Genomic DNA, 11,908 nt, shown 5'->3' on the forward strand with positions numbered 1-11,908 from the left:
ATTAAACACACGCAGCCCGCTGTAGTGGCATACTGAATTTGGCCACCTAAGTAGAGGTGATATGCTTACCTCATAATTTTTATAGGTGCCAAAATGAGTAAAATAATTACTGCTGAATTTAAATGTGAAACCGCCAAATTAGTCCTTGACCAAAATTATACCTACCAGGAAGCCGCGAAAGCCATTAACGTCAGTCTTTCAGCGATTAGCCGGTGGGTAAGAGCCCTTCGTTTAGAACGTCAAGGGAAAACATCGCCTGGTCTGCCATTAACACCTGAACAAATTGAGTTCAGAGAAATGAAGAAAAAAATCCACCGACTGGAAATGGAGAATGCCATCTTAAAAAAGGCTACTGCGCTCTTAATGTCCGACTCACTGAAAAATTCTCGGTAGTTGAAAAGCTAAGAGCGCTTTATCCAGTGAAAGCGTTGTGTCGTATTTTTAATGTTCACCGAAGCAGTTATCGCTATTGGTGTCGACCTAAGGAGCCAGATATTGAGCGGACGATAAAACGTAGCCTGGTCAGCGAAGCGTGGAACGTTAGTGGCGGGTCTGCGGGCGCAAGGACTATCGCCACGATGGTTACCAATGGCTTTGTTGAATAATTTAACCGTTTGATTTACATCTTCTTTAGTTAGAAGCCCCATTCCCAGTCGAAATGCAACAAAGTGACCCACTGGCCAGACCCGGATAAAATCACAGTTCTGGCCCTACTGGAGATCCCGTTGCATGCAGGGAAAACATCTGACTCACAAAGAGCGGTTCTACATCGAAAAACGGCGTGGTGATGGGGTTAACCAGGCCACCATCGCCCGGGAACTGGAGCTTCCTCGTTCTACCATCAGCAGGGAGCTCAGACGCAATACCGACGCCGCTTTCAACGGGGTCTATTCCTGCAGAAGGGCCGAAACGTTGGCCAGAGGGCGGCGGCAGAAAACTCGGCCGGACAGCGTGATTAACCAGCTTGAACCGCACATTCAGGACGTTATCAGAACGGCGCTGTCTACCCACACCTCACCTGAGGTCATCAGTGGGCGCCTGGTCCTGGAATTTGGCCTGTCCGTCAGCAAGAACTCGCTCTATCGCTATATCCAGCAGGAGCGCCGGGCCGGCGGTGAGCTGTATCAGCAGCTCCCTCATCGGGGTAAACGGTATAACTATCAGACCGATGAGAACAAACGCGGTCCTATTCCCAACCGTGTTGGCATTGAGCAGCGGCCGGCCGTTGCTGACCTCAAGCAGGAACCCGGGCATTTCGAGATTGACACCATCTTTGGCAAAGATCAGAAATCATTCCTGCTGACGGTGGTCGATAAAGCCGTCAAGCTGGTCATCATTCGCAAACTGCCCAACAAGCGAGCAGAGACAGTGGTAGCGGCCTTCAGGGACATCGTTGCCAATACCTTCTGCGAGTTTAAAACCCTGACTGCTGACAACGGTTCTGAATTTTCCCAGCACGGGGAAATTACAAAAGTCACGGGGGCACCGGTCTACTTTGCCCGGCCATATCATTCCTGGGAACGCGGGTTGAATGAGCATACCAACGGGCTGATACGGCGTTTTTACCCGAAGGGAACGGACTTCAATTATGTCACCCATCGCAAGGTTGCAGCACTCGAACACCTGCTCAATACGCGAGGCCGAAAATCGCTGGGTTATCGTTCTCCAAATGAGGTATTTTTAACGCACTTACAGGCGGCATAATGCCCTACCGTTTTGTTGCGTTTCGACTGGGAATGGGGCGAATGCATTTACAGAGAATGTATTTTGTTAGAACGACAAATCAAATAGTTAGCACAATAAAAAGCATTCCGAGAGGAAAAATTAGTCGTTGAAATTTTATAATGCTTATATAAATCAGTATCTTAAATTATTCAACAAAGCCGTTACCAATAGACACGACGTGAAACTTGGGCGGTGGTTAGCGGGTAAGTTGATGAAAGAATTAACCCTCGTTAGTTGCCAAACAAGAAAACATCAATACAACCGCGGTGGAAATGAACGTATAGCCAACCGACTTAAAAATGATTACATCCTATGCCCTGATATGCGGCAAAGAAGCATAGCTGGCTGTTATCAAAATAATGTCGCTTGGCTATACAGAGAGTTTGTTCTCAGTCCATATGGTGTAATCAAAATTAAGTCGCTTGGCTATATTGATATTCCAAATCTGCTCAATAGGCAGTTCGCTGTTACCAAGCCTGACCAGGTTTGGTGCGGCGATGTAACCTATATTTGGACAGGCGACCGATGGGCGTATCTGGCGGTGGTATTAGATTTATTTGCCCGAAAACCCGTGGGTTGGGCAATGTCGTTTTCGCCAGATTCAGAATTAACAGCCAAAGCACTACAAATGGCTTGGGAACTGCGTGGGCATCCCAAACAAGTCATGTTTCATAGTGACCAAGGAAGCCATTACACCAGTCGTGAGTATAGGCAGGCATTGTGGCGTTATCAGATGACCCAAAGTATGAGTCGCAGAGGAAATTGTTGGGATAATAGTCCGATGGAGCGATTCTTCCGTAGTCTGAAGACTGAATGGGTGCCAACGACTGGCTACCAAAGCTTTAGTACTGCTCAATCATCCATTATTCGCTACATAACCCATTATTATAGCGATGTCAGACCTCACTGGTATAACGGTGGGTTAACACCAAGTGAATCAGAACGGCTGTTCCATCAACAGTCAGGTAGGGTGGCCAAATTTAGTTGACCACTACAGATTTTACCTCAAGGGAATCCGCAGCCTTTATGGCTGCGCAGAATAATATCTATTTATTCAACAAAGCCGTTTTGGTAGCCAGTCGTTGGCACCCATTCAGTCTTCAGACTACGGAAGAATAGCTCCATCGGACTATTATCCCAACAATTTCCTCTGCGACTCATACTTTGGGTCATCTGATAACGCCACAATGCCTGCCTATACTGAAGACTGGTGTAATGGCTTCCTTGGTCACTATGAAACATGACTTGTTTGGGATGCCCACGCAGTTCCCAAGCCATTTGTAGTGCTTTGGCTGTTAATTCTGAATCTGGCGAAAACGACATTGCCCAACCCACGGGTTTTCGGGCAAATAAATCTAATACCACCGCCAGATACGCCCATCGGTCGCCTGTCCAAATATAGGTTACATCGCCGCACCAAACCTGGTCAGGCTTGGTAACAGCGAACTGCCTATTGAGCAGATTTGGAATATCAATACGTTCATTTCCACCGCGGTTGTATTGATGTTTTCTTGTTTGGCAACTAACGAGGGTTAATTCTTTCATCAACTTACCCGCTAACCACCGCCCAAGTTTCACGTCGTGTGTATTGGTAACCATCGTGGCGATAGTCCTTGCGCCCGCAGACCCGCCACTAACGTTCCACGCTTCGCTGACCAGGCTACGTTTTATCGTCCGCTCAATATCTGGCTCCTTAGGTCGACACCAATAGCGATAACTGCTTCGGTGAACATTAAAAATACGACACAACGCTTTCACTGGATAAAGCGCTCTTAGCTTTTCAACTACCGAGAATTTTTCAGTGAGTCGGACATTAAGGGCGCAGTAGCCTTTTTTAAGATGGCATTCTCCATTTCCAGTCGGTGGATTTTTTTCTTCATTTCTCTGAACTCAATTTGTTCAGGTGTTAATGGCAGACCAGGCGATGTTTTCCCTTGACGTTCTAAACGAAGGGCTCTTACCCACCGGCTAATCGCTGAAAGACTGACGTTCATGGCTTTCGCGGCTTCCTGGTAGGTATAATTTTGGTCAAGGACTAATTTGGCGGTTTCACATTTAAATTCAGCAGTAATTATTTTACTCATTTTGGCACCTATAAAAATTATGAGGTAAGCATATCACCTCTACTTAGGTGGCCAAATTCAGTATGCCACTACAAACTCAACATAACGGTTTTTGTTCCGGTGAAATAAGCAGGGTGCCCGAAGGCAAGATCATGTCCCGCACAGTATAAACGTTCTGCCGCAGAAAATATCACCGGAAAACCATAACGCAATCCTCTTGCAATCCCCCTTGCCGAAAGGGCCGATCGATCGTTATATTATTGAATATATAACGGTAGTAAGTGGAGATCATCATGGCAAACCCCTTTGGCGACGGCGTTATGGACGGGCTTAAGGCCCAGACGCCACAACCCTTGAGCGAAATTCAGCACCACGGTCTCGAATATCGACGCGGTTATATCTGTGGAGGCTTTGTTGAATAAATCGAACTTTCAGGGGATCGCCGGATCAAAGCACTATCATCGCTCCCGATAGCAGCTCCCCATGGCAAAGCAAAAGTTTAAAATCACCAACTGGCCCACCTACAACAAAGCACTCAGACAACGCGGCTCCCTGACGGTCTGGCTTGATGAGTCGGCCATCGCTGCATGGACTGACAGTTCTTCGCCTGAAGGTCGTGGTCGGCCGCTTTACTACACCGATATGGCTGTTACCACGGTTTTGATGATAAAGCGCGTGTTTAACCTGTCGCTCCGGGCATTACAGGGCTTTGTCGACTCGGTTTTTACACTGATGAGCCTGCCACTGCGCTGCCCGGACTACTCTCTGGTCAGTCGGCGGGCAAAAACCGTCAGTATCAGCATAAAAACGCCAACGCGTGGTGAAATCTCGCATCTGGTCATCGACAGTACCGGTCTGAAGGTCTTTGGCGAAGGTGAATGGAAAGTCAGGCAGCATGGGGCTGACAGACGAAGAGTGTGGCGCAAGCTTCATCTGGCAGCAGACAGTGCGACGCATGAGATTATCTGTGCCGACTTATCGCTCAGCGGAACGACAGATGCGCAGGCACTGCCGGGCCTGATTAACCAAACCCACCGAAAAATCAGGGAAGTGTCAGCAGACGGTGCTTATGACGCCCGTTACTGCCACGATGCGTTGCTAAGAAAGAAAATCAGGCCCCTTATCCCGCCGCGAAGCGGAGCCAAATACTGGCCGGACAAGTACCATGAACGTAACCATGCGGTGGCGAATCAGCGTCTGAGCGGGAGTAATGATATGTGGAAAAAGAAAGTGGGTTATCACCGGCGTTCAGTGGCAGAAACAGCGATGTTCCGCATAAAAACTTTGCTGGGTGGCCATCTGAGCCTGCGTGACTATGAGGCTCAAGTAGGTGAAGCCATAGCGATGGTCAAAGCGCTGAACCGTATGACGTTGTTGGGTATGCCACACAGCGTCAGGATAGGATAACAGGTGTAGCAGAGGGAGTCATCCTGTCGGCTAATTCTGATTTATTCAACAAAGCCATCTGTGGATATGCGTATAACCTGGCGGAGGCGGTGGGCGATCGGCAAAAAGCCGCGTTTGAGGCAGGTCTGCTCTCACGGCGCTATGGGCTGGAGCGTGACCGTATCGCTGAGTTTTTTAGTGAATACGGCAATCAACAAACCGTGGTCTATTTTTATGCCGGTTATGATACGCCGGGAGGGAATGAGGCAGTACGTATGGCACGTTAAACACCATGCCGTCCTCTTCACACTGTCCGCCACACCGCGGTGAAACCTCTGCGCAGTACCCCATGCTAACGTGTGCAATACGCGCGGTTTTCTCATGCTCAGGGAATTTTCCACCGTTCATTGATTTTTGCCCTTTCTGGCCTCATGTTAATCAATAATTCGCTTTTTTTGCCAGCGCTGCCGCTCGCGCGACTGCCCTTATCGCTGGCTGACACATAACGATAGGACCGTGATATGACGAATCCATTATTGACCCCGTTTACCCTGCCCCCGTTTTCCGCCATTAACATTGATGACATCGTCCCCGCCGTTCAATCTGCGCTGGCAGACTGCCGCAGTGCGGTTGAGCGCGTCGTCGCGCAGGGGGCACCGTTCACCTGGGAAAATCTGTGTCAACCGCTGGCAGAGAGCGACGATCGTTTGGGTCGCCTGTTTTCCCCGATCGGCCATCTCAATGCCGTGAAAAATAGCCCTGAGCTGCGTACTGCCTATGAGCAATGTTTGCCGCTGCTCTCTGAATACAGGACCTGGGTTGGACAACACACCGGGTTGTATCAGGCGTATCGCGACCTTAAAGAAGGGGCCCACTACGCGGCATTGAGCGTCGCGGAGAAAAAAGCGGTGGATAATACGCTGCGTGACTTCGAACTGTCCGGTATCGGTTTGCCGCCGGAAAAACAGAAGCGCTATGGCGAAATTGCCGCGCGCCTGTCTGAACTGGGCGCGCAGTACAGTAACAATGTACTCGACGCCACCATGGGTTGGAATAAGCACATCACTGACGTCGCGCAGCTTGAAGGAATGCCGGAAAGCGCGCTGGCCGCCGCTGCTGCACAAGCCGAGGCAAAAGGGCTGGAAGGTTGGCTGCTGACGCTGGATATCCCCAGCTATCTGCCTGTCATGACCTACTGCGCCAATCAGGCGCTGCGTGAAGAGATGTATCGCGCCTATGCAACCCGCGCCTCCGATCAGGGGCCGAACGCAGGTCAATGGGACAACAGCGAAGTGATGGCAGAGGAACTGGCGCTGCGCCATGAACTGGCACAACTGTTGGGTTTTGGCAGCTTCGCGGATAAATCCCTTGCTACCAAAATGGCAGAAAACCCGCAGCAGGTGCTGGATTTCCTCAACGATCTGGCAACGCGTGCTCGCCCACAAGGGGAAGCGGAACTGGCACAGCTGCGCGCCTTCGCCAAAGCGCATTATGGCGCTGGCGAACTGCAACCGTGGGACATTACTTACTACAGCGAATTGCAAAAGCAGCACCTCTACACCATCAGCGATGAGCAACTGCGCCCTTATTTCCCGGAACAACGCGCGGTTGAAGGGCTGTTTGAAGTGGTGAAGCGCATTTACGGCATTACCGCCAAAGAGCGCCACGACGTAGACGTGTGGCACCCCGAAGTGCGTTTCTTCGACCTGTTTGATGAAAACGGCGGGCTGCGCGGCAGTTTCTACCTCGATCTCTATGCACGGGAACACAAGCGTGGCGGTGCCTGGATGGATGACTGCGCGGGACGCCTGCGCAAGAGTAACGGCGAACTGCAAAAACCGGTGGCCTATCTGGTATGTAACTTCAACCGTCCAGTCAACGGCAAACCCGCGCTGTTCACCCACGATGAAGTCACCACCCTGTTCCATGAGTTTGGTCACGGCCTGCACCATATGCTGACGCAGATCGATACCGCTGGGGTGGCTGGCATTAGCGGTGTGCCATGGGATGCCGTCGAATTGCCGAGCCAGTTTATGGAAAACTGGTGCTGGGAACCGGAGGCGCTGGCATTTATCTCCGGTCACTACGAAACCGGCGAACCGTTGCCACAAGCCATGTTGGACAAAATGCTGGCGGCAAAAAACTATCAGGCAGCGCTGTTTATCCTGCGCCAGCTTGAGTTCGGCCTGTTCGATTTCCGTCTGCACGCGGAATACGATCCGGCAAAAGGGGCACAAATTCTGCCGACACTGGCCGATGTCAAAGCCAAGGTCGCCGTCGTGCCCAGCCCAAGCTGGAATCGCTTCCCGCACGCTTTCAGCCATATCTTCGCAGGCGGCTATGCCGCAGGCTACTACAGCTACCTGTGGGCGGATGTTCTGGCAGCGGACGCCTACTCGCGCTTTGAAGAAGAAGGCATTTTCAACCGCACTACCGGCCAGTCTTTCTTGGATAACATTCTGTCGCGCGGCGGTTCCGAAGCGCCGATGGATCTGTTCAAGCGCTTCCGTGGCCGTGAACCACAGCTTGATGCCATGCTGCACCATTATGGCATTAAAGGGTGAACATCAGCCTGCTGACAGAAGGGGGCGCCGATAGAGGCGACCTTGATGCACTAGCGGCACGCTGGGGGTTGCAGGACGACACCAGCGCGACGCTGGCGCTGGTGCTAACGCCAGAACGTCTGGAGCTGCGCAAGCAGGATGAAGAGAAGCTCGGCGCTATCTATGTCGATTTCGTCACTGGCACAATGGCCCACCGCCGTCGTTTTGGCGGCGGACGTGGTGAAGCGGTTGCCAAAGCGGTGGGCATCAAAAAGGATTATCTGCCGGACGTCGTGGATGCTACCGCCGGGTTGGGCCGTGACGCGTTTGTGCTGGCCTCGTTAGGCTGTCGTGTACGCATGCTGGAACGTAAACCGGTAGTTGCCGCACTGCTCGACGATGGCTTGCGCCGCGGCTATGAAGATGCCGAGATAGGCGCGTGGCTACGCGAAAGATTGACGCTGATTCATGCCTCAAGCCACACCGCCCTAAGCGATATCACACCGCCACCGGATGTGGTCTATCTCGATCCCATGTTTCCTCATCGGCAAAAAAGTGCGCTGGTAAAGAAAGAGATGCGGGTGTTTCAATCGCTGGTGGGCGCGGACGACGATGCGGATGCCCTACTGGCTCCCGCGCGGGCGTTGGCGAAAAAGCGCGTGGTGGTAAAACGCCCCGACTACGCTCCGCCGCTGGCAGGCATTGCCGCCCAATCGATGCTGACCACCAAAAGCCACCGCTTTGATTTTTATTTGCCGCTGTAGTTCATCGTCTTTATTTTGTCTTTTTACCGTTAAGCGCTCATATATGAGCGCTTAACGAGTATTAGCAATTATCCATGATCGCTTATCCCTTTATGCATTGATTAAAAAATATAGCCAAGCGACATTATTTTGATAACAGCCAGCTATGCTTCTTTGCCGCATATCAGGGCATAGGATGTAATCATTTTTAAGTCGGTTGGCTATAACGACTGCTACACTTGGGGAAAGAAATGCGAAAACTTTTTAAGCGCTCACATATGCGCGCTTAACTTTATTAAGAGGAAATATGTGAGCGCTAAACCTAATAATCGGTCGCTTTCTGCTCCTGCCGTTCGGGCACTCAAAAAGCTGGGCACTGATCTCGCTTTGGCACGGCGGCGACGGCATATTACACAGGTATCCATGGCAGAACGCCTTGGCATCTCCGTCGCTACATTACGTCGTTTGGAAAAGGGCGATCCGCGTATCTCGATGGGAACGCTGGCTCAGTCGCTGCTGATACTGGGCGAATTAGAGAAAATAAACGGATTACTGGACACCGCCACGGATGACATTGGTCTGATGATGATGAACGATGCACTTCCTCAACGTGTACGCACCAAACGCCTCACGTCAGGTTCGGGAGGGTTATAGTAATGTCGGCAAAACAGCAGGCCGTCCGGGTCGCCATCGGCCAATCAGCACTGCCGGTAGGAGAATTGGTATAGCCAACCGACTTAAAAATGATTACAGCCGATGCCCTGATATGTGGCAAAGAAGCATAGCTGGCTGTTATCAAAATAATGTCGCTTAGCTATATATAGCAAGGAAGGGCGCAGAGAATTTTCCGCGTTTTCTTATGATGATACATGGTTGGCGGCGGCCAACCGTTTTGAAATATCTCCCGACCTCGCGCTGATTGCAGGCTATCAATACCGTAAAGCGCCCAGCAAGGAAGACTCTCTGTTCCATTTTGCTTTTGCCGACACGGAACCTGACGGATGGGGCTGCCGTGTGATTGCACGCGATCACGCTAAACGCCGCAAGATCGCACAGGGGAGCCTGGGCGCAAGTCCTGCTCTGACAGAAATGGATTTTCTATTAGGTGTGGATGATGCGAGCCGTATCGGTGCACTGCGACTAATAGATGCTGACGGTAATTTTTTACGTTCCGCGATAGACGGTGGTCTAGGTACACCACCGCTACTTGAATTACAGCAACTGATTGGTGCTACACGCGCTGTCGAAATGAACCAAGAAACGACCGCCGATCTGAAATACCTACGAGGAAGAGGGACTTCACTGGGTGGCATGCGCCCAAAATGTTCCGTCATGGATGATGACGGGCATCTGGCTATCGGTAAATTTCCCAGCGTACAGGACGATCGCAGCGTCACGCGGGGTGAAGTGTTAGCACTACAACTCGCGGCAACGGCAGGTATTCGGGTGGCCGAATCACGCGTCGTTATGTCTGAGGATATTCCAGTGGCGTTAATACGTCGCTTTGATCGTATCCCAAATGGTGGTCGAATTCCTTACCTTTCCGCAGGTTCCATGCTGCAAGCCACGCGCACGGAAGACTATGCCTACAGCCAAATTGCCGACGTTATTCTCACGTACAGCATCTCACCGTGGCTTTGTTGAATAATTTAACCGTTTGATTTACATCTTCTTTAGTTAGAATGCATTTACAGAGAATGTATTTTGTTAGAACGACAAATCAAATAGTTAGCACAATAAAAAGCATTCCGAGAGGAAAAATTAGTCGTTGAAATTTTATAATGCTTATATAAATCAGTATCTTAAATTATTCAACAAAGCCTCTCACCGTTAGAAGATTTGGCAGAATTATGGCGGCGCATTGTCTTTAATCTGCTGATCACCAATGTGGACGACCATCTACAAAATCACGGTTTTCTGCACGTTGAACACGGGCAATGGCGACTGGCTCCTGCCTTTGACGTCAATCCGTTCCCAGATAAGGATCAAGAATTAAAACTTTGGCTCGATGAAGACTACGGCACCGTCGATTCGATCGACGCCGTTCTGGCAAAAGCCACTGACTTCCGTTTATCACCGCAGCAGGCTAATGCGATCCTTGCGCAAGTCTACCATACGGTGGATAACTGGAGAGCATCAGCAATCCTCAACACCGTAGGCATGACCAAAACGGATATCGACGCCTTTATCCCCGCATTCGAGAATCCACAAATGCAGCGCGCCGCGCAGTTGATAAGATAACGCACGGCCAGTCAACACCTGAAAACCGCTTAGCAACTTTACGCCGACAACGCCTCAACCCGCTCGATGGCGCCACGCAGGCTTTCTGCACTCAGCGGCACAGACAGCGCGTGGATCAATTCGAACGGTGCCAGCGTGCGCGCAATCACTTTCTCCACATCGGCGTGATTATGGATATCAACACCGAGCGCCTTCAAGCTGGTGGGCAGGTTGAAACGCGCAAACGCCGCAATCAGTTGCTCGGTCACGTCGCGCTGTCCGAGCAGTTCACTCTGCACCAGAATGCCATAAGCCACTTTGGTGCCGTGCAGGAAATGCTCGGTTTGCGGTAAGGTGGTCAGCCCGTTATGCACCGCTGCCACGCGGGTGTAGCGTTCACCTAAGCCGCCGACCATACCCCCACCAGCGACAATCGCATCGACCACATCAAGGAAGGCCTGCGTCAGTTCGCCATGCCGTTGATCGGCCAGCGCCTGTTCACTGCTGTTGAGCAGCACATTACGAATAGAGAGCGCCGCTTCAATCCCCAAACGCACCGTTAGCGGCAGATTTTCTGGTTGTGGGCTCAACACCACCGCCTCATACCATTTCGCCAGCGTATCGCCGATCCCTGCCAGCAAATATTCCTGCGGCGCGCGCAGAATGATAGTGGGTTCCACCAGCACCAGATGGTTGGCATCGTTGAAAATTTCAAAACGCAGCGCCTGACCTTCATCGTTATACCACACGGAAAGCGGCGTCCAAGCGGCACAGGTCGCGGCGATGGTAGGGATAGCCACCAGCGGTAAACCGAGGCGACGCGCCACCACTTTAGCAGTGTCCAACAGCGCACCGCCACCGACACCAATCACCACCTGACGATCGTCACCCGCTTGTGCACAGAGTTGCGCCACCGCGCTTTCGCTGCAATGGCCGCCAAAAGCAATGTGCTTTGCACCGGCCAGGGTGAATGCCGCAGGCAAAAACGAGGTAGCTGCCGCAATCGCCCGTTCACCATAAATCCAGACCGCGCTTCCCAGCTGTGCCGGGGTATAAAGGGTTTCCAACTCCTGCAATGCGCCGGGGTAGGAGTAATAGTTGGCGGGGCCGGTTACCACGCGAATTGCGGTGCTGGTCATGATGCTACGTCCTGTTGTGTGTTGATTGTCATCGGTGAATAATCACTACCTTACCACAAAAAGACTTCTAGATGGCTATAAACATCGAA

General features: G+C 51.4%; 11 protein-coding genes and 3 pseudogenes. 12 read left to right on the forward strand and 2 right to left on the reverse strand.

From position 1 onward, the window contains the following. Positions 1-93: 93 nt before the first annotated feature. The 3 genes and pseudogenes from ACQGXV_RS11700 to ACQGXV_RS11710 form a co-directional block, all read left to right on the forward strand. A pseudogene (locus ACQGXV_RS11700) lies at positions 94-587 on the forward strand (transposase); the annotation flags it as partial. Between the two features lie 142 nt (positions 588-729). Beyond that, positions 730-1,704 carry an IS30 family transposase gene (locus tag ACQGXV_RS11705; RefSeq protein WP_440862518.1) on the forward strand — a complete coding sequence of 325 codons (975 nt, stop codon included), beginning with the start codon at positions 730-732 and terminating at the stop codon, positions 1,702-1,704. A gap of 457 nt (positions 1,705-2,161) precedes the next feature. Beyond that, a pseudogene (locus ACQGXV_RS11710) lies at positions 2,162-2,713 on the forward strand (IS3 family transposase); the annotation flags it as partial. A gap of 77 nt (positions 2,714-2,790) precedes the next feature. On the opposite strand, the pseudogene ACQGXV_RS11715 reads toward ACQGXV_RS11710, so the two are convergent. Beyond that, positions 2,791-3,809: pseudogene (locus ACQGXV_RS11715) on the reverse strand (IS3 family transposase); the annotation flags it as partial. Between the two features lie 260 nt (positions 3,810-4,069). On the opposite strand from ACQGXV_RS11715, the gene ACQGXV_RS11720 reads away from it, so the two are divergent. From ACQGXV_RS11720 to ACQGXV_RS11760, 9 genes are all read left to right on the forward strand, one after another. After that, a complete protein-coding gene (locus tag ACQGXV_RS11720) occupies positions 4,070-4,210 on the forward strand; it encodes a DUF2623 family protein (protein ID WP_440866470.1) in 141 nt (46 codons plus the stop codon). Positions 4,211-4,271: 61 nt separating this feature from the next. Then, entirely contained in the window at positions 4,272-5,195 is a 924-nt protein-coding gene (locus tag ACQGXV_RS11725) for an IS5 family transposase (protein ID WP_440862815.1), read from the forward strand. 56 nt (positions 5,196-5,251) lie between these two features. After that, a complete protein-coding gene (locus ACQGXV_RS11730; RefSeq protein WP_440867387.1) occupies positions 5,252-5,461 on the forward strand; it encodes a DUF2623 family protein in 210 nt (69 codons plus the stop codon). Between the two features lie 234 nt (positions 5,462-5,695). Beyond that, positions 5,696-7,738, forward strand: coding sequence for an oligopeptidase A (gene prlC / locus ACQGXV_RS11735; RefSeq protein WP_440866471.1), 2,043 nt, complete (start codon positions 5,696-5,698; stop codon positions 7,736-7,738). Then, the gene (gene rsmJ / locus ACQGXV_RS11740) at positions 7,735-8,481 is read left to right on the forward strand and encodes a 16S rRNA (guanine(1516)-N(2))-methyltransferase RsmJ (RefSeq protein ID WP_440866472.1); all 747 of its coding nucleotides are present in this window, start codon (positions 7,735-7,737) and stop codon (positions 8,479-8,481) included. Before prlC ends, rsmJ begins: the two co-directional genes overlap by 4 nt. Before the next feature lie 288 nt (positions 8,482-8,769). Next, positions 8,770-9,114, forward strand: a complete 345-nt coding sequence (locus tag ACQGXV_RS11745; protein ID WP_440866473.1) for a helix-turn-helix domain-containing protein — start codon at positions 8,770-8,772, stop codon at positions 9,112-9,114. Then, a complete protein-coding gene (locus tag ACQGXV_RS11750) occupies positions 9,071-9,274 on the forward strand; it encodes a hypothetical protein (protein ID WP_440866474.1) in 204 nt (67 codons plus the stop codon). The genes ACQGXV_RS11745 and ACQGXV_RS11750 overlap by 44 nt, the downstream gene beginning before the upstream one ends. 59 nt (positions 9,275-9,333) lie before the next feature. Beyond that, positions 9,334-10,104 (forward strand): type II toxin-antitoxin system HipA family toxin, encoded by a 771-nt coding sequence (locus tag ACQGXV_RS11755; RefSeq protein ID WP_440866475.1) that lies wholly within the window; start codon positions 9,334-9,336, stop codon positions 10,102-10,104. A gap of 165 nt (positions 10,105-10,269) precedes the next feature. Beyond that, entirely contained in the window at positions 10,270-10,701 is a 432-nt protein-coding gene (locus ACQGXV_RS11760) for a HipA domain-containing protein (protein ID WP_440867388.1), read from the forward strand. Positions 10,702-10,739: 38 nt separating this feature from the next. On the opposite strand, the gene ACQGXV_RS11765 is transcribed toward ACQGXV_RS11760, so the two are convergent. Next, on the reverse strand, positions 10,740-11,819 hold the full coding sequence (locus ACQGXV_RS11765) for an oxidoreductase (RefSeq protein WP_440866476.1): 1,080 nt from the start codon (positions 11,817-11,819) through the stop codon (positions 10,740-10,742). Positions 11,820-11,908: the final 89 nt, after the last annotated feature.

This window comes from Symbiopectobacterium purcellii, assembly GCF_052050035.1.
Lineage (GTDB): Bacteria > Pseudomonadota > Gammaproteobacteria > Enterobacterales > Enterobacteriaceae > Symbiopectobacterium > Symbiopectobacterium purcellii_A.

Excerpts from the sequence above, each read along its gene's own strand:
- ACQGXV_RS11705 (WP_440862518.1), top strand. The coding sequence starts at position 730 with ATGCAGGGAAAACATCTGACTCACAAAGAGCGGTTCTACATCGAAAAA.
- ACQGXV_RS11725 (WP_440862815.1), top strand. The coding sequence starts at position 4,272 with ATGGCAAAGCAAAAGTTTAAAATCACCAACTGGCCCACCTACAACAAA.
- prlC (WP_440866471.1), top strand. The coding sequence starts at position 5,696 with ATGACGAATCCATTATTGACCCCGTTTACCCTGCCCCCGTTTTCCGCC.
- ACQGXV_RS11765 (WP_440866476.1), bottom strand. The coding sequence starts at position 11,819 with ATGACCAGCACCGCAATTCGCGTGGTAACCGGCCCCGCCAACTATTAC.